The sequence below is a fragment of the Cupriavidus sp. BIS7 genome, from assembly GCF_000292345.1.
GTDB lineage: Bacteria > Pseudomonadota > Gammaproteobacteria > Burkholderiales > Burkholderiaceae > Cupriavidus.
In genome coordinates, this window is the sequence record NZ_ALOU01000069.1 from 31,441 (window position 1) to 48,459 (window position 17,019).

General features: G+C 64.2%; 17 protein-coding genes and 1 riboswitch. Of the genes, 16 read left to right on the top strand and 1 reads right to left on the bottom strand.

The features are described 5' to 3' along the window. Nucleotides 1-32 precede the first annotated feature (32 nt). A riboswitch (ZMP/ZTP riboswitch) is annotated at nt 33-136 on the top strand. Nucleotides 137-318: 182 nt separating this feature from the next. The 16 genes from glyA to B552_RS0121920 all read left to right on the top strand — a co-directional run bounded on the left by glyA (nt 319) and on the right by B552_RS0121920 (nt 16,167). Then, a complete protein-coding gene (glyA, locus tag B552_RS0121845; protein WP_019451188.1) occupies nt 319-1,566 on the top strand; it encodes a serine hydroxymethyltransferase in 1,248 nt (415 codons plus the stop codon). Between the two features lie 144 nt (nt 1,567-1,710). Then, entirely contained in the window at nt 1,711-2,178 is a 468-nt protein-coding gene (nrdR, locus tag B552_RS0121850; RefSeq protein ID WP_019451189.1) for a transcriptional regulator NrdR, read from the top strand. Between the two features lie 209 nt (nt 2,179-2,387). Further along, the gene (pilV, locus tag B552_RS0121855; RefSeq protein ID WP_019451190.1) at nt 2,388-3,014 is read left to right on the top strand and encodes a type IV pilus modification protein PilV; all 627 of its coding nucleotides are present in this window, start codon (nt 2,388-2,390) and stop codon (nt 3,012-3,014) included. After that, a complete protein-coding gene (locus tag B552_RS0121860; RefSeq protein WP_019451191.1) occupies nt 3,014-3,964 on the top strand; it encodes a PilW family protein in 951 nt (316 codons plus the stop codon). Before pilV ends, B552_RS0121860 begins: the two co-directional genes overlap by 1 nt. Further along, complete coding sequence (locus tag B552_RS0121865) at nt 3,955-4,593, top strand: pilus assembly protein (protein WP_019451192.1); 639 nt, start codon at nt 3,955-3,957, stop codon at nt 4,591-4,593. Before B552_RS0121860 ends, B552_RS0121865 begins: the two co-directional genes overlap by 10 nt. 23 nt (nt 4,594-4,616) lie before the next feature. After that, nucleotides 4,617-8,525, top strand: coding sequence for a PilC/PilY family type IV pilus protein (locus B552_RS0121870; protein ID WP_019451193.1), 3,909 nt, complete (start codon nt 4,617-4,619; stop codon nt 8,523-8,525). 14 nt (nt 8,526-8,539) lie between these two features. Next, nucleotides 8,540-8,995 (top strand): type IV pilin protein, encoded by a 456-nt coding sequence (locus B552_RS0121875; RefSeq protein WP_237718317.1) that lies wholly within the window; start codon nt 8,540-8,542, stop codon nt 8,993-8,995. Between the two features lie 5 nt (nt 8,996-9,000). Beyond that, nucleotides 9,001-9,567: a GspH/FimT family pseudopilin gene (locus B552_RS0121880; RefSeq protein WP_026035920.1), complete on the top strand. Its 567-nt coding sequence runs from the start codon at nt 9,001-9,003 to the stop codon at nt 9,565-9,567. A 135-nt stretch (nt 9,568-9,702) separates the two neighbouring features. Further along, nucleotides 9,703-10,134, top strand: coding sequence for a hypothetical protein (locus B552_RS0121885; RefSeq protein WP_237718319.1), 432 nt, complete (start codon nt 9,703-9,705; stop codon nt 10,132-10,134). Next, the gene (locus tag B552_RS0121890) at nt 10,131-10,970 is read left to right on the top strand and encodes a PilW family protein (protein ID WP_026035921.1); all 840 of its coding nucleotides are present in this window, start codon (nt 10,131-10,133) and stop codon (nt 10,968-10,970) included. The genes B552_RS0121885 and B552_RS0121890 overlap by 4 nt, the downstream gene beginning before the upstream one ends. Then, on the top strand, nt 10,964-11,524 hold the full coding sequence (locus tag B552_RS0121895; protein ID WP_026035922.1) for a pilus assembly protein PilX: 561 nt from the start codon (nt 10,964-10,966) through the stop codon (nt 11,522-11,524). The genes B552_RS0121890 and B552_RS0121895 overlap by 7 nt, the downstream gene beginning before the upstream one ends. 29 nt (nt 11,525-11,553) lie before the next feature. Beyond that, nucleotides 11,554-13,350, top strand: coding sequence for a PilC/PilY family type IV pilus protein (locus tag B552_RS0121900; protein ID WP_019451199.1), 1,797 nt, complete (start codon nt 11,554-11,556; stop codon nt 13,348-13,350). After that, complete coding sequence (locus tag B552_RS0121905) at nt 13,347-13,811, top strand: prepilin-type N-terminal cleavage/methylation domain-containing protein (RefSeq protein WP_019451200.1); 465 nt, start codon at nt 13,347-13,349, stop codon at nt 13,809-13,811. The genes B552_RS0121900 and B552_RS0121905 overlap by 4 nt, the downstream gene beginning before the upstream one ends. A 1-nt stretch (nt 13,812) precedes the next feature. Beyond that, nucleotides 13,813-14,325: a GspH/FimT family pseudopilin gene (locus tag B552_RS0121910; RefSeq protein ID WP_019451201.1), complete on the top strand. Its 513-nt coding sequence runs from the start codon at nt 13,813-13,815 to the stop codon at nt 14,323-14,325. Nucleotides 14,326-14,382: 57 nt separating this feature from the next. Continuing rightward, nucleotides 14,383-15,504: a bifunctional diaminohydroxyphosphoribosylaminopyrimidine deaminase/5-amino-6-(5-phosphoribosylamino)uracil reductase RibD gene (gene ribD / locus B552_RS0121915; RefSeq protein ID WP_019451202.1), complete on the top strand. Its 1,122-nt coding sequence runs from the start codon at nt 14,383-14,385 to the stop codon at nt 15,502-15,504. Between the two features lie 27 nt (nt 15,505-15,531). After that, a complete protein-coding gene (locus B552_RS0121920; RefSeq protein ID WP_019451203.1) occupies nt 15,532-16,167 on the top strand; it encodes a riboflavin synthase in 636 nt (211 codons plus the stop codon). Between the two features lie 85 nt (nt 16,168-16,252). Here the strand turns inward: B552_RS0121920 and B552_RS27795 are convergent, their stop codons facing one another. Continuing rightward, nucleotides 16,253-16,990 (bottom strand): flagellar brake protein, encoded by a 738-nt coding sequence (locus tag B552_RS27795; RefSeq protein WP_162137622.1) that lies wholly within the window; start codon nt 16,988-16,990, stop codon nt 16,253-16,255. Nucleotides 16,991-17,019: the final 29 nt, after the last annotated feature.

Sequence of the window (17,019 nt, forward strand, 5' to 3'; positions counted from 1 at the left end):
CCGCGCGCTCGCGTAAACTCTGCCGCAACCATTCCACCTTGCGCGACTGGCGAAGTCAGTGGGTACTACCACGAGGAAGCGCAAGTTCATTGGGCGTGATATTTCGATGCGCCTGCCGCTCGCCTGGGCAGCGAATGGGAAGCAGGGTGCGCCCTGTGCCGGTCCGCCACATTTTGCGGCGCCCGGCGCTGGACGCCAGTGCCTTCCCCGCGCGCCCTAAAACGCGAAGTAATCCCGCAATACCGAAAAGCGCCGATAGCACCCGATCCTCACATCGACCTGCCATCCGCTTTCCTTTTTAAACAGACGAGTCACGCCATGTTTGAACGTAGCCGTTTCACGATCGAGCAGATCGACCCCGAAGTCTTTGCCGCGATCCAGAAGGAAGACCAGCGTCAGGAAGACCATATCGAACTGATCGCTTCCGAGAACTACACCTCGCCGGCCGTGATGGCCGCCCAGGGTTCGCAGCTCACCAACAAGTACGCCGAAGGTTATCCGGGCAAGCGCTACTACGGCGGTTGCGAATATGTGGACGTGGTGGAACAGCTCGCCATCGACCGCGTGAAGCAACTGTTCGGCGCCGAAGCCGCCAACGTGCAGCCGAACTCGGGCTCGCAGGCCAACCAGGGCGTGTTCTTCGCCATGCTCAAGCCGGGCGACACGATCATGGGCATGAGCCTGGCCGAAGGCGGTCACCTGACCCACGGCATGGCGCTGAACATGAGCGGCAAGTGGTTCAACGTGGTCAGCTACGGCCTGAACGCGCAGGAAGACATCGACTACGACGCGCTGGAAAAGCTGGCCCACGAAAAGAAGCCGAAGCTGATCATCGCCGGTGCCTCGGCCTTCGCGCTGCGTATCGACTTCGAACGCATCTCCAAGGTGGCCAAGGCGGTTGGCGCCTACTTCATGGTGGACATGGCCCACTACGCCGGCCTGATCGCCGCCGGCGTGTACCCGAACCCGGTGCCGCACGCTGACTTCGTGACCACCACCACCCACAAGAGCCTGCGCGGCCCGCGCGGTGGCGTGATCCTGATGAAGGCCGAGCATGAGAAGGCCATCAACTCGGCAATCTTCCCGGGCATCCAGGGTGGCCCGCTGATGCACGTGATCGCCGGCAAGGCCGTGGCCTTCAAGGAAGCGCTGCAGCCTGAATTCAAGGCTTACCAGGAACAGGTGGTGAAGAACGCCGCCGTACTGGCCGAAACGCTGATCGCCCGCGGTCTGCGCATCGTGTCGGGCCGTACCGAAAGCCACGTGATGCTGGTGGACCTGCGCGCCAAGAAGATCACCGGCAAGGAAGCCGAGAAGATCCTCGGCGACGCCCATATCACGGTGAACAAGAACGCCATCCCGAACGATCCGGAAAAGCCGTTCGTGACCTCGGGCATCCGCCTGGGTTCGCCGGCCATGACCACGCGCGGCTTCAAGGAAGACGAAGCGCGCCAGGTGGCCAACCTGATCGCCGACGTGCTGGACAACCCGCACGACGAGGCCAACATCGCCGCCGTGCGCGAACAGGTCTCCGCACTGACCCGCCGCTTCCCGGTGTACGGCTGACTGGCCGCATCATCGCGACATAGTTAGCGCGCACAAACGGCGCTGCCACCCTGACGGTGGCAGCGCCGTTTCTCCAACTGCACGACCGCAACAGAAATCAAACATGCAAAATGCGGTCTGGCTCTATTTTTCAGGTGGTCAGGCATGAAATGCCCCTTCTGCGGTCATTCCAACACTCAGGTCCTTGACAGCCGCGTCTCCGAAGACGGCGATACCGTGCGCCGACGCCGGCGCTGCGAGGCCTGCGACCGCCGCTTCACCACCTACGAGCGGATCGAGTTGTTCTTCCCCGCCATCGTCAAGAAAAACGGCTCCCGCGTGGACTACACGCGCGCCAAGCTCAAGGATTCGATGCGGCTGGCGCTGCGCAAGCGGCCTGTATCGGCCGAGGCCATCGACGAAGCGATCACTCGCATCGAGGAAAAATTGCTGGCCCTGGGCGAGAAGGAAATCCCCAGCAGCCAGGTTGGCGAACTGGTCATGCGCGAGCTGCGCAAGCTCGACAAGATCGCCTATATCCGGTTTGCGTCCGTCTATCGGAGCTTCGAGGATGTGTCGGAGTTTCGCGACGTACTCGATGAGTTTTCCCCGCCCACCCCACGAAAGGGGTAGCCACGTCACAAAAAAAGCTGTCTAATCTGCACTAATCTCCCTGGGTTAGGGGATTGTTTCGAGCGCGCGTTTCAATCGCGGATCACCGCGACCCATAGCGAACCGGTCCCGGAAGAGGATCGGACGCAACCAGCTTCCCAAAGCTCCTGGCGCGCTACGTAAGTAAGAAAACTAAAAGAGCAGTCGTTTTTTTCGATCGGGAGTCATCTATGGGTCAGGCACGCTGCCGTGCGGCCGGCTTTACCATGCTTGAAGCATTGGTAGCGATCATCGTGCTCGCCTTCGGCGTGCTCGGGGTCGCCAACCTGCTCATCAAGTCATTCCGATTCGCCCAGCAATCCTCTTATGACATCGTTGCGCTGCAACTGGCCAACGACATGGCGGATCGCATGCGGGCGAACGAGGCGCAAACGCTCAACAAGGCCTTCGACAACATCGACACAGGCAGCCCGGGAACGCAACTCTCGGACACGAGCAACCTGTACAAGACCGCGTGCACTGCCGCGCCGATCGACTGTGCGCCCGTCACCGCGGCATTCGACATCGCCGAATGGGTGAACAGGGTGCAGTCGAGCCTGCCCGGCGGCCGGGCAGTCATTTGCCGCGACGCGAACACGTACTCGCTCACGTCCGGTTACGACTGGCCCTGCTCGCAGCCCGACGCGAGCAATCCCTCCAATACACCACTGGTCATCAAGATCGGCTGGGTCTCGCGCTTTGCCGATCGCCAGGGCGCCGACGTCGCGACCGGCACCACCATGCCCGACTCCGCAGCCGCCAACGGCGCTGCAACGCCTCAACTGGTAGTGGTGGTACTTCCGGGGGTCAATAGCTGATGCCGCGCTTACATCGCACTTCATTCCGTGGGCGCAGCGCTGGCTACACACTGGTCGAACTGATGGTTGCGCTCGTTATCAGCCTGCTTGTGCTGATGGCGGCCGTGTCTTTCTACCTGATGAGCCGCAGCAGCTACAGCACCATCGATGACAACGCCAGCCTGGAGGAGCGTGGAAATTTCGCCTTGTCCACGCTGATGCGCCTGACAAGACAGGCGGCATACGTGCCCACAGGCAGCAATGGCGGCTCCATGCCGATCAGCACCCAGATGATCTCCGGGCTCGACGGCTGCTCGACGCCAAGCATCACCGTCCCCGCGGCCACCGGCATCGAAACACTCTCGTGCGGCAATGGCACTGCCATCAATAACAGCGACGCGCTGATGTTGCGCTTCTACGGCATGGGCCAGCCCGGCGATGCGAAGACTCCGGACGGCTCCGTCGTGGACTGCTCCGGTCTTGGCGTTGCCGGCGCGACCAGTGTGGACGAGGCCAGCGCGCAGCGTGGGCTGTCGACCCTCTACATCGGCAACGGCGCCAACGGCAAGCCCTCCCTGATGTGCATGTACCGGCCGCGCGACGTCAATGGTCAGGAGATCAAGGACACCTACGTCATGCAGGAGCTGGTGCCCGGCGTTGAAGCGATGAAGGTGCTCTACGGTGTTTCCACCAATGGTGACGACGTACCGGACAAGTTCGTGACGGCAGGTTCCGTCTCCAGCACCGACTGGCCCAACGTCTTCGCCATCAAGATCGCGCTGGTAGTCCGTGCCGACAATGCCAGCGCCGATGCGGGCGCGCCTGCTTCGATCCAGATGTTCGGCCCGCTTTATCCGGGCAACGGCGCCACCTATACGCCGACCGTCGAGACCGGGTCCGCGCGCAAGCTCTACTACGCCACCGTGCAGATTCGAAACTACCAGTCCTGCGGAGATCCGTCATGCTCGTGACCATCCGACCCGCCCGACGCCTGCGCACCAGGAAGTCCCACGGCATTGCATTGGTCACAGTTGTGATCATGCTGCTCGTGATCACGCTGCTGGCACTTGCCGGTGCCCGCACCGCACTTGACTCCAAGCGCGCCTCGCGCAACCAGCGCGACTACGAGATCGCCTACATGGCCGCCGAGGCAGCACTGCGCGATGCGGAGCTCGATATCCAGAGCGCCGCCGGCAACAGCTCCCGCTCGGCCATGTTCGTGCCAAGCTCGGCGCAAGGCTTCCTGGCCGGCGACTGCAATACGGGAACCGACAAATCCGCGCCATACCTTGGGCTTTGCGACACCTTCACGGATTCCGGCGAGCCGGTCTGGAACACGATCGACTGGACAGCCGCCATCGGCAACAAGACCGTGGAGTACGGCACGTTCACCGGCCGCGCGTTCCCTACGGGCAGTGGCATCACGCCCGCCCGCCGGCCGCGCTACCTGATCGAACTGCTGCGCGACAACACCAGCGGGGGGGCGGCCAGCGGCAGCGACAGCACCCGGTACATGTACCGGGTCACCGCTATCGGCTTCGGGCCCAATGACACTACTCGCGCGATGGTGCAGTCGACCTATCGCAAGACCGATTCCTGATTCCACGAACCGGGACCGCCATCATGAAGATCATCCATCGCCTGTTGCCAGCCTGCGCCCTGCTCGCCAGCGCGCTGCTGCATGCCGCAACGAGTACCGTGCCAACCGTGTCGATCGCGAACACGCCACTGTACGGCCAGTCACAGAACATCCACCCCAACCTGATGCTGACGCTGTCCGTGGAGTTTCCGACCACGGGCGCCGCCTACCGTGGCGGCTACACCAGCTCGACGGCGTACCTGGGCTACTTCAACAACACGAAGTGCTACGACTACGACGCCACGAACGGCTACTTCAAGATCAACGGCAACGCCACAAGCGACACGCACGAATGCGGCGGCAACTTCAGCGGCAATTTCATGAACTGGGCGGCCTCGTCAGCCATTGACGAGCTGCGGATGGCCATGACAGGCGGCGACCGAGTCACGGACACCCGCACGCAAACCGTGCTGCAACGCGCGCTGTTACGCGGCGACTTCTTCAAGAACGGCAGCTACTTCCCGCTCAAGTCCATCAACGGCCAGAACGGGAGCAGCGCACCCAACAAGGTCACCCCGTTCAAGTACAACGCGCTTGTCATGGCGTCGTGCGGCAACCACATCTTCTTCTCGGATGCCGATGATTCCAAGGCCAGTTGCTCGAGCCTTGGCAAGTACGCGGACGTCACGAACTCCAAGGGTGCTGTCACCGAACGCCGCGGCTACCGCGTGCAGGTGCAGGTTTGTGACGCCAACGAAGCCACCACCCGCACCGACCTCTGCTACAGCTACGACGGCACCAACTACAAGCCTGTCGGCGAAATGCAGCGCAACGCGGACCGCATGCGCTTCGCAGCCTTTGGCTACCTCAACGACGGCACCAATAATTCGAACCAGGCCCAGAACGAGCGCTATGGCGGCGTGTTGCGTGCCCCAATGAAGTATCTGGGCGACAACGCGGTCAATACGTCGTTGAACCTGATCCCAAACGCCGCCAAGGAATGGGATGCCTACGGCGTGCTGGTAACGAACCCGCTGAACGACCCGACCTACCCCAACAGTGGCGTCATCAACTACCTGAACAAGTTCGGCCGGACGATGACGGCGAGCATGGGCACGCCCACCGACAATCCGCTCGGCAACTACAAGACGTACGACCCGATCAGCGAACTGTTCTACGAGAGCATCCGCTATCTTCAGTTCCACCCCGACGGCCCCACCCCGGAAGCGGTCAGCGGCATTACAACTGCCTACGCTGACAACTTTGCGGTGTATTCGAAGTGGGACGCCGATCCGATGATCAACAAGTGCCAGCCCAACTACGTGCTGACGATTGGCGACATCAACACTCACCAGGACCACTACATCCCGGGCAACTCGATCACGGGCCAGGGTGATCCGGCACGCGCGGCCGACACATGGAGTGGCTTCAACGTGATGGACTGGACCAACAAGGTTGGCGCCCTGGAAACCAACACGCCGGCAGCCGGCAACGCGAATCCGCTCAACTCGTCCTTCACGAACCTTGGCAGCAAGAATCACCCGACGTCGAACTGGTCCACCTACTACATCGCCGGCATTGCCTACTGGGCACACACCTATGGGTTCCGCCCGAACATGCCGGATGCCCGCGTGACCACGTTCGGTATCGACGTGAACGAAAACGGCAATGGCACCGTCGGGTCCACCCAGACACAGAGCCAGATCTACCTGGCCGCCAAGTATGGCGGCTTCAACGACAAGAACAAGGACGGCAACCCCTTCAAGACACTGGGCCCCAACAATACAACGATCACCGACGACTCCGAATGGGTGGCCTCAAACTCCACTGTTCCCGCGAACTGGTTCCTGGCCAGCCAGCCGGCTCAGATGATCGCCGCGATCAAGAATATCTTCACGCAGATCACGAGTTCGGCGGGCACGCTGTCCGGCATTGCATTGAGCAGCAACCGGATCGTGCAGAGCGGCTACGTCTACACACCGAGCTTCGACCAGCAGTGGAACGGCAAGCTCACGGCCTTCCCGCTTGTCAAGGATGCCAGCGGCAACATCGTGGTGTCATCGGCGGCGGCATGGGAGGCCGGAGCAAAGCTTGCGGGCCGCAGTTATTCGACGCGCTCCATCTTCACGCTGAAGAGCGACACTGGCGCGGGCATTCCCTTCGCCTGGAATAGCCTTGCCAAGGCGCAACAGAACGCGCTGAACCTCAACCCCGGCACGAACAGCAGTGACAACCTCGGCCAGCAGCGCGTGGCGTACCTGTCCGGCGACCGCAGCCAGGAAGCCGACAGCCAGGGCAACGGCGGCATTTTCCGCGGGCGCAAGACAGTCTTCGGGGACATCATCAATTCCGGCCCGGCCTACGTGGGCGCTCCGTCGTCCGGCCGTTCCGGCACAGGTTACTCGACGTTCCTCTCCACATACTCGACGCGCACGCCGATGGTGTACGTCGGCGCGAACGACGGCATGCTGCATGGATTCAACGCGACCACCGGCGACGAAGTCTTCGCCTACGTACCAAACGCCGTCCTGCCCAACCTCAATCAACTGACCTCCCCCACCTACAACCACATGGCATATGTGGACGCAACGCCGGTGGTATCGGAAGCGCAGGTCGGCGGCAACTGGAAATCGGTGCTGACAGGCGGATTCGGCGGTGGTGCCCAGGGCGTCTACGCGCTCGATGTGACGGACCCGACTGGCAGCATGAGCGGCGGCCGGTTCAGCGCGTCCAACGTCATCTGGGAATTCACCGACAAGGATGACGCCGACATGGGCAACGTCATGGGCGCACCGGTCATCGCAAAGCTGCTGACCGGCTATGACACCAACAAGCAGCCCGTCTACCAATGGTTCGTCATCGTCGGCAATGGCCTCAATTCGAACCAGCCGGATGGCAATGCCAACACCAATGCTCCGGGTGTGTTGTTCATCCTGTCGCTGGACAAGGCCGCTGGCGCCCCATGGTCGCTGAACTCGAACTACTGGAAGGTCGTCACGCCGACGCCAAACGCCACGCCGCCCTACACCACGGCCAATGGCCTGAGCACTCCGGCCATGCTGACGTCGGGCAACGGCGCAGCCACGGTTCTCTATGCGGGCGACCTGCAGGGCAACCTCTGGAAATTCGTCCTCTCGGGCCTGCCGTCCACCTGGAATGGCAATGCCAACGGCGCCCTGCCCCCGTTCGGCGGCACGCCTGCCAAGCCGATGTTCGTGGCCACGACGCCAAAAACAGCCGGCAGCGTGCGCCAGCCGATCACGATGCAACCGCAGGTGGTCTACGCGCCGGGTGGTTACATGGTGCTGTTCGGCACGGGCAAGTACTACGAGCTTGCGGACACCAACACGAATTCCACGCAGGGCAATTCCTTCTACGGCGTCTATGACGGTGGTGGCACGAACTACGTCACGGATCGCAGTCAGCTGAACCAGCTCACACTGAGCTCGTACGATAGCGGCAAGTCGATTCAGTTTACCGGAAGCGCCACGTCGCCCGGCTATACGTCTCCGCGCAAGCCGGGCTGGGTCATGGACTTCATCGACCCGAGCGAGCGGCAGATTACCTCGGCTGCCGTAGCGAACGGCAAGGTGTACTTCAACTCGATCTACACCACGGCGGTCTCCTGCGATACGGGAGGCGGCAGTCGAAGCTACGCGGTGAACGTGCTCACCGGCATGCCAACCATCGGTATTCCCGGTGGGCCGTCCGATGTCGCCGTCACAGGCAACCTGTCGACGACCGGCCTGCTCGGCGCGCCCATCGTCATCATTACAAGCGTGGCCGTGGGTGACCGCGGGTCCGTGGGCGGCATTGGGCAAACCACGACAACGCAGATCCTCAGTTCCAGCACCTCGGGGGCATTGACGGCTTCGGCGCCCGTGAACTCGTCGTCGCGCCCGGGCCGCATCAACTGGCGCGAGGTCCGCAACTTCAAGGTTTCGTCGAACTGACCATGACATCCGCCATGAAACGTACCCTTCGACACCGCTCTGCCGGCTATACACTGACCGAGCTGATGATCACAGTCACCATCGTGGCCATCCTGGCCTCGGTGGCCTATCCGTCTTATCAGCAGTTCGTTCTCAAGGGCCGGCGCGCTGAGGCGAAAGCTGCCTTGATGGACGACATGCAGCTATTCGAGCGCCACTTCTCGCAGGTCAACACGTACAACGTGTCAAGCGCCACGAACACCACGTGGACCGGCTACAAGACCTGGTCCGGCGACAACGCCAACAGCGGCTTCTACACCATCGCGGCCAACACCCAGTGCGGCAGCGGCAATGGCCAGTGCGTGGAACTGCAGGCCCGCCCCAACCGGGGAGACGCGATGTGCGGCACGCTGGTGCTACGCAGTACCGGCGAGAAGTTCAACATTCTTGCCGGCACTACTGCCTACGTGAACACCCCCAACTGCTGGTGATCCCCATGCGCACACCTGCCTGCCCTTCAATGCGACCACGCGGCTTCACGCTGCTGGAGATGCTCGCAACCATCGCGGTTGCCGGTGTGCTGATCAGCATTGCGGTACCGAACATGTCCAGCTTCCTGCGCAGCCAGCAGGTGACCACCGCCGCAGACGGCCTGAACTCGGCCGTGGCACAGGCGCGCACGATTGCGGCCGCCAGCAACAGCTACGTGAGCGTGGCGGCGATCGGCGGCGACTGGCGCAACGGTTGGCAGGTCTTCAAGGAAGGGGGGACGCCAGATGGCGCATACGCTCCCGGGACCGATACGCTGATCGCACAGCACGATCAACTGCCGCCCGGCATCGCCGTCACGTCGGCAACGGTCCCGCCAGGGCTTGGCTACGTCTCGTTCTCGCCGGTCGGCTACTCGCAGACTGTTCCGGCCAAGACGCAGATGTCGATGACCGTCGGCTTCCAGCTCGACCAGAACAGCCGCGTCGTGGATATCAACCTGCTCGGCCGGGCGCGCGTGTGCAATCCGAATCGCGAAGGCGACACGTGCGCCATGCCAGCGGCCACGCCCTGAGGCTTCCGATACTCACACCGAAGTTTCCCACCCCCCAGTCGGAAACACACTGACACCACTCCTCCAGATTCGGACACGTTTTAGCGTCCATCAGGCGGCTATCGTGGCCATCCGTTCCAACCGAACCGATGCGCCATGGCCGCTTTCCGTCATCCCTTCAGTCGTCCCTTCTGTCATCCCTTTCCTGCTCCTGCTGCACCCTCGCGCGGCTACGTCCTGTTCGAGGCATTGATCAGCCTGGCCGTCATCGGACTAGGGGCCTTGCCGCTGGCGATGCTGGGCACGGTCTGGCTGCGCTGGACCAACGAGCAGGAACGTCTGACCGCCGCGTTGTGGATGGCCGCCGAGCAGGCCGAAGTTGGCGACTTTGTCGAGGCTGGCGCGTTTTCGTTGCCGCTGATCAGCGGTGAGGCCAGTCTGGTTTCGCGCTGTCAGACGGCCAGCGCGGATGGAGCCTGCATACCCGGCAACCGACTTGCGGTGGCAGTCGTTGAACGTCGCGCGGCAGAAGACGTACCCGGCATCGCGGCACTGCCCGCGCGCGTGGCGCTATGGGTGACACCGTGAAGCCGGCACGACGCCATCACGGCTTTACGTTGACTGGCACGATGGTCGGCGTGGCACTGGGCATGACTGCGATGCTTGCCGCCTTCGCTACGTGGCAGGTCATGCGGGACGCCTATGCCAGCGTTGCGGACAGCATCGAGTTGGAAGAACGCGGCCAGCGTGCGCTGGCCATCGTCGCCCATGCCGTGCGTCAGGCGGGCTGGGTTCCGGCTCAGGTGGCACTGGCAGCCGCACACCCGGCCCCGGTTGCGCCGATGGAAGGCCGCGACGATTGTGGTGCCCCTTACATCGACGGCACGCTCCACTGCGGACGAAGCGGCTTCCGTGGCAGCGATGCGCTGCTCGTACGCTTCTCCGGCAGCGGACGGGTGGTCGACCCCACCATGGCTGATGGCACGATGACCGACTGCAGCGGCTATCCGCTGCCCGCAAAGGCCGTCGTCGCCACCGACGCCCTGCCACCGCACCATGCGGCGACAAACCTGTTCTATATCGGCACCGGCAGCGACGGCGTGCCCCAGTTGCTGTGCCGCTATCCGCGCCGCGTGGGCAGCCGCGTGCAGTCCACCACGTACACGTCCGGCACATTGGTGCGTGGCGTTGAATCGATGCAACTGCGCTTCGGCATGGACAACGATGGCGGCGTGGAATTCCTGGATGAGCAGGCGGCTGCTGCGCAGCAAGATGACGCAATCTGGCATCGCGTGAACGTGGTGCAGATCACGCTTGTTCTCCGTGGCCAGCGCCCCACGACCGACCGCGAAACGAGGCGCCGCGTCTTCGCCACCACAGTCCGGCTACGCAATCCCTCACCATGCCGGGTGGCCACATGTTGATCGCACGACAGCAATCCGGCGCAGCGCTGCTCGCGTTTCTGGGCACGTTGATGCTGGTGATGGGCGCCATCAGTGTGGCTGCCATGCACCACCTATTCGCCGGACGAGCCATGACCAGCCAGTGGCTCGACCGCGAGATTGCCTTTCGATCCGCCGAAGTGGCGCTGCTTGATGCGGAGGCGGATCTGATCGCTGCAACCACCAACAACGGCGGTGCACGGCTAGCCTCGTGGCCACATCCGGGCACCTGCGGCACGGGGCCGCGACTTGGCCTTTGCCGGGCCGATGGCGACAGGGCGGCCTGGCTGCCGTGGCTCGACGGCGATACGCCAGACAGCGCCGGCATTGCGCTCGGCACGTTCACCGGCGCCGCCATGCCCACGCTGCCGGATGGCGTGATCGGCGCAACCATGCCACCGCGTTACCTGATCGAAGTGCTTGAAAACCACACCGGCATGTTGGCCGACATGTGGCCACGCTTCCGCATTACGGCCGTTGGCCTGGGGCGCGACACCAGCGTGCGCGTGCTGCTGCAAACGGAGTTCCAGCCGTGATCCAGCACGAATCCTGCCGCAGATGCGTTTTGACGCTGATCCTGTTCCTGTTCGCGGGGCTGGCCCCCGTATCGTCTGCATACGGTGCCGACGCCGGTCAACTGCCGCTTGGCTACCGAATGTCGGCGGGCGCCTTTCCCTGGACAGGCCGGCTCCACGCACTCGCCTTCCGCACTGCCGGCCTCCATGTATCGGCGGCGCTCACGCAATGGGAAGCCGGCTCCTTGCTCGACCGGCGCGATATCCAGTCCCGCAGGCTGTACCTTGGCGGCGAACGCCTTGCGCCGCTGCACTGGCATGCCATTGATGCCCACGCGCAGGACATACTGAACGGCCCCGAGCCCACCGGAAACGGCGGCGCACGGCTCGCGTGGCTGCGAGGGTCCCGCTCTGACCCCACGCTGCGGCAGCGGGATACGCGCCTGGCCAGCAGCACCGGCGCCAAGGTGCGCGTCGTACCGCCGCCCGCGTGGCTGCCGATGCAAGCGGGGCACACGGCCTTTCGCCAGAAGCACGCCCGTCGTCGCACCGCTGTGTGGATCGGCACGCGCGACGGCATCGTGCACGGCTTCGATGCGGTGACGGGCGACGAACTCGCGGGCTTTCTGCCCCGCGCCATGCTGCCCGGCGCCGCGGCGCTAACCGCACCGCAGGGCGCCACACCATCACTGCCCTGCCCTCGCCCGGAAAGCATGGATGCCGATCCATCGGGCACCTGGAGAACGCTGCTTCTGTGCAGCGTGCCGGCAACGCAAGCGCAGACGGCTGCCATATTCGTGCTCGATGTTTCGTCACCGGATGGCGATACGCCAATCGGCCTGATGATGGAGGTATCGGCCACCGACGCGTTGCCGCTCACTGGCGCCGGCCCCATCCGCGCAGCCTTGTGGATTGAACAAGACGTACGACGCTGGGCGGCCGTCACCATTCTTGCGCCGGTACCGGATATCGGCACGCGTGCCGGCCTGGCGTTGCTGCCGCTCGACCGCCCCGTAGCGGCGTGGTACCCATCCGGCGCCATCATTCGGCTGCTGCTGCCAGACGCCGGATGTGGTGCGGACAGATCCACCACCCGGCTGCTGGCCACTACCGTCGATGCCGATGCGAGTGGCCGTGCCCGGGCCGCCTATGCAACAGACGACCAGGGCAGGCTCTGGCGATTCGGACTCGAACACCTCGGCACCGGCAACGCGGCAAACCCTGCCGCATGCCTCCATCGGCAAGGCCGCGGTGCCAGCGCGGAACCTCCCGTCATCGTGCACACGGCTACGGGACCATTCATCGTCTACGCAAGCGGCAGCGAGCTATCCGCGATTCCGGATCGCCGCCGCGCGCAAGGCGCTCCGTCCCGGATCGACGCTGTCGCAGCAGGTGGCGGCGTTGTGCTGCACAGGAGCCGACAGCAAGGCGACACAGCCGCGAATGGCTGGACGCTGGCGCTCCCACATCCTGACGAATCGATTACGAACCTTGAGATGGCCGGCCCCGTGCACCTGCACTTCACTACCGTGACGCCCGACGGCCGTGCCCGCAGCTACCTGATCGATGCCGCGAGCGGGGAATCGGCCACGCTGACAGGGCCGGATGGCTTGCCAACACCTGCCGTCACCGGCTTGCCGTTCGACGACCGGTTCGGTGCGCCAGTTACCGTCATGTCTTCCGTCCTGGCGGGCAACCCCACAGAGGCCGGCAGGATGGCCCGCGACATATTCGAAGTGAGCCTGTGGCGCATTGACGGCGATACGGCTTATCTCCTGCAGCAGGCACGGCTGAGCCGCCGCCGTGGCCGGCTTGGCTGGCGCGAACTGATCCGGACGAATCCATGACGCCGCGCACCTTCACCCCCAGACGAAGCGCCAATGGCTTCAGCCTGATCGAATTGCTGGCGGTCACGATGATCGTCGCCATGCTCGCCGTGCTGGCACTCCCGGCGTGGCAGCGCCATCTGGAACGAGGCTGGCGCATGCAGGCGCGCGCAGAACTGATCTCGGCGATGTTGACGCTGGAACGCCACGCGCTGGCCAACGCATCGTTCGCCAGCGCGCCCGGCGCCGAAACACCGGCCGGCAGATGGCCCAGACCGGTGCCGCCCCCGCCGGCCCGCACGCGGCACTGGCTGGCCGCCACAAGTTGCTCGGGCATGGATCTGTCGCGCTGCGTGGAGGTGCGCGCCACACCTGTCCACGCGGACATGCCGTGCGGCACGCTGATCCTGCGCAGCAATGGCGAGTGGCTTTCCATGCCCATGGCAACCGGCGATACCGCCCCACTGCCAATGGAGTGCTGAGATGCATGAACCCGCCCGCATGGCGCCAGGCGCCACCCTGCCCGAACTGCTGATCTCGTTGGCCATCGCCGCCGTTCTGGCGGTGGCGGCGTGGCCAGTGCTGCGCAACCTGCTGGCGGAGCAAACCGCCGCACATGCTGCGGACCGGCTGGCTGCGTCGCTGGCGCTGGCACGCACAACGGCGGCAAGCCGGCGCACGGAGGTAAGCCTTGGCCCACTCGCCGGCGCCAGCACACTGGGCGGCGGCTGGCAACTCGCCACCAGCGCGGCGCCTCCATTTTTTGTCGCTGCCGTGACAGATTCCTGCCTGCGGATCACGCTGCGCGGCACGGCGGGCGAGGCGGGACCACAAAGCCTGCGCCTGACACCTGTGGGATACTCACGATCTGAACAAGGCGGCTTCTTTGCCGCTACGTTCCAGGTGCGCTGCCACGATGCGCAGCGCCAGGTCCGGCTAGGTGCCCAGGGGCGCATCCGGATCTGCCGGCCCGGTGTCGATGTCGACTGCAACTGAACCCGACTGACCCGCATCCGGACACCCGACAAACCCTTCGGCCCGAATCGCCACACTATGTTTTCCGACTCCGACCACACCGCCATGGAGCAGGCCCTTGCGCTTGCGGCGCGCGGCATGTTCATCACCACACCGAATCCGCGTGTCGGTTGTGTGCTGATGAAGGATGGTCAGGTGATCGGACAGGGCTACACGCAGCCGGCCGGCCAGGATCACGCCGAGATCCAGGCCATGAAGGACGCCATCTCGCGCGGGCATGATCCCGCAGGCGCCACGGCCTACGTCACGCTGGAGCCCTGCAGCCACTTCGGCCGCACACCTCCGTGTGCAGACGCGCTGGTGCGTGCGCGTATCGCCCGCGTGGTGGCCGCCATGGAAGACCCGAACCCATCGGTATCCGGCCGGGGGTTGCAACGATTGCGCGATGCAGGTATCGACGTGCGCTGCGGCTTGCTGGAAAAGGAAGCGCGTGACCTGAACATCGGCTTTGTCTCGCGCATGACGCGCGGCCTGCCATGGGTCCGCGTCAAGGTGGCGGCATCGCTCGATGGCGGCACAGCCCTGCACGATGGCACGAGCCAATGGATCACTGGCCAGGCCGCGCGCGATGACGGCCACGCGTGGCGTGCCCGCGCCTGCGCCATCCTGACCGGCATCGGTACCGTCCGCGATGACAACCCGGCGCTCACAGTGCGCGCGATTCCCACGCCGCGCCAACCGCAACGCGTGCTGGTCGATTCGCGGCTGGAAGTCCCGCTGGACGCGCAGATCCTGAATCGCGATACCGGTGACTTCGCCAAACCGGTGCTGGTGTTCTGCGCCATCGAAGACAAGGCCCGCCAGCGTGCGCTGGAAGCCCGTGGCGCCGAAGTCGTGGTCCTGCCGAATCCGCATGGCAAGGTCGAACTGCGCCACATGCTCGAGGAACTCGGCCGTCGCGGGATCAATGAACTCCACGTGGAAGCCGGCTTCAAGCTCAATGGTTCGCTGATCCGCGAAGGTTGCGCCGACGAGCTGCTGGTCTATCTGGCGCCGAAACTGCTCGGCGATGCGCAGGGCATGTTCAACCTGCCGCCGCTGTCCAGGCTCGAAGACGCCGCTGCATTCCGCTGGCACGAGATCCGCCAGATTGGCGACGACCTGCGCCTGATCGCGCGTCGCGCCGACAGCAAATTCTGAACGAAATCACACATCGAAGAGGCAAGCATGTTTACTGGCATCGTGGCGGCGGTTGGCCGCATCGAATCCATCTCACCGCTCGGTAATGACGCCAACGCAGGCGTGCGCCTGCGCGTAGCCGCTGGCGACCTGGACCTGACGGACGTGGGCATTGGCGACAGCATTGCCATCCAGGGCGCCTGCATGACCGTGGTGACGCTTGATGCCGGCCACTTCGACGTCGATGTTTCGCGCGAATCGCTCGACAAGACCGTCGGCCTCGACCAACCGGGCCGCGTCAATCTGGAAAAGGCGCTGCGGCTGGCCGATCGCCTCGGCGGGCACCTGGTGTCGGGCCATGTGGACGGACTCGGCGAAGTTGTCCGCTTCGCGCCGGTTGGCGAATCGCACGAGCTGCGCATCCGCGCGCCGCGCGAGCTGGGCCGCTACCTGGCCTACAAGGGGTCGGTGGTGGTCAACGGCGTATCGCTGACCGTCAACAGCGTCAGCGACGAAGCCGACGGCTGCGTGTTCTCGATCAACCTGATCCCGCATACCGTGGAAGTCACCACGCTCAACGAACTGGCGCCGGGCAAGCGCGTGAATCTGGAGATCGACCTGATCGCGCGGTACGTGGAGAGGATGCTGTCGGCGTCTGACGCCTCCGCCGACGAAGCAATCTGATTGGGCACGTTTCCAGTGCTTTATCTGCCACATACGACACGTCATGGCGCTCGGCGGCGCCATGCGCGCATCGAGGCGACTGGATTCAATCGCGGTCAGGCCGACCGGACAGATCCGATAGTTCGAACTGGTAGACGAGGCGCTGCACGAACGTCCGCTGCGAAGGCGTGAGCGCCAGGAAGGTACAGCCAACAAGGTGATGCAACAGTTCGTGGCGTCGGATAATCCCGTGCCCGGCAGTCTGCAGCGACGCTTCCAGCTTTCCATGCGGGCCGAAGTCGAGGCTGCACCGGTTCAGGATCGTGCCCGCGGGCACGATCCTGGAGAGCGTCGACATCGAACTCAGCCCCACACCGCCCTGCGACAGGTTGTCGATGCCCAGTTCCAGCCACTGGCCACCGGGCGCCAGCAGCCGGCACGTGTAGTTCCTGTCAGGAGCGATCAGTGCACGCGGCTGGCGCCGCCGCTCGGCAAACTCCATGTTGGAAGGAAAGTCCGAGGCGCACGCAAGTTCGCCCTGGTACCGGATCGTTCGCGGATTGACGATGGGGAAGCGAATCGGCATGCCGCGCAGCCGCGATGAAAAGACGACTTCACCCGACTTCAGCAGGAAATCCTGTTCGGACGAGGTCCGGCAACCCTCCAGGACGAAAGTCCGCGCCAGCGGATTCACCTGCAGCAGCGTGGATGCCATCGTGTATCCGCCACGCCCGTGCAGCCGGCCCCGGCATTGCAGCCAGGCAAGATCCTGCAGCGCCAGGCCGATTTTCGACGGTTGGCTGGCGGAAAGCGGGCCCGGACCCAGCGAGGAATCTTGCGGCAATCCCTCATCGGATATGAAATGCGGATTGC

Excerpts from the sequence above, each read along its gene's own strand:
- glyA (WP_019451188.1), top strand. The coding sequence starts at position 319 with ATGTTTGAACGTAGCCGTTTCACGATCGAGCAGATCGACCCCGAAGTC.
- nrdR (WP_019451189.1), top strand. The coding sequence starts at position 1,711 with ATGAAATGCCCCTTCTGCGGTCATTCCAACACTCAGGTCCTTGACAGC.
- pilV (WP_019451190.1), top strand. The coding sequence starts at position 2,388 with ATGGGTCAGGCACGCTGCCGTGCGGCCGGCTTTACCATGCTTGAAGCA.
- B552_RS0121860 (WP_019451191.1), top strand. The coding sequence starts at position 3,014 with ATGCCGCGCTTACATCGCACTTCATTCCGTGGGCGCAGCGCTGGCTAC.
- B552_RS0121865 (WP_019451192.1), top strand. The coding sequence starts at position 3,955 with ATGCTCGTGACCATCCGACCCGCCCGACGCCTGCGCACCAGGAAGTCC.
- B552_RS0121870 (WP_019451193.1), top strand. The coding sequence starts at position 4,617 with ATGAAGATCATCCATCGCCTGTTGCCAGCCTGCGCCCTGCTCGCCAGC.
- B552_RS0121875 (WP_237718317.1), top strand. The coding sequence starts at position 8,540 with ATGAAACGTACCCTTCGACACCGCTCTGCCGGCTATACACTGACCGAG.
- B552_RS0121880 (WP_026035920.1), top strand. The coding sequence starts at position 9,001 with ATGCGCACACCTGCCTGCCCTTCAATGCGACCACGCGGCTTCACGCTG.
- B552_RS0121885 (WP_237718319.1), top strand. The coding sequence starts at position 9,703 with ATGGCCGCTTTCCGTCATCCCTTCAGTCGTCCCTTCTGTCATCCCTTT.
- B552_RS0121895 (WP_026035922.1), top strand. The coding sequence starts at position 10,964 with ATGTTGATCGCACGACAGCAATCCGGCGCAGCGCTGCTCGCGTTTCTG.
- B552_RS0121905 (WP_019451200.1), top strand. The coding sequence starts at position 13,347 with ATGACGCCGCGCACCTTCACCCCCAGACGAAGCGCCAATGGCTTCAGC.
- B552_RS0121910 (WP_019451201.1), top strand. The coding sequence starts at position 13,813 with ATGCATGAACCCGCCCGCATGGCGCCAGGCGCCACCCTGCCCGAACTG.
- ribD (WP_019451202.1), top strand. The coding sequence starts at position 14,383 with ATGTTTTCCGACTCCGACCACACCGCCATGGAGCAGGCCCTTGCGCTT.
- B552_RS0121920 (WP_019451203.1), top strand. The coding sequence starts at position 15,532 with ATGTTTACTGGCATCGTGGCGGCGGTTGGCCGCATCGAATCCATCTCA.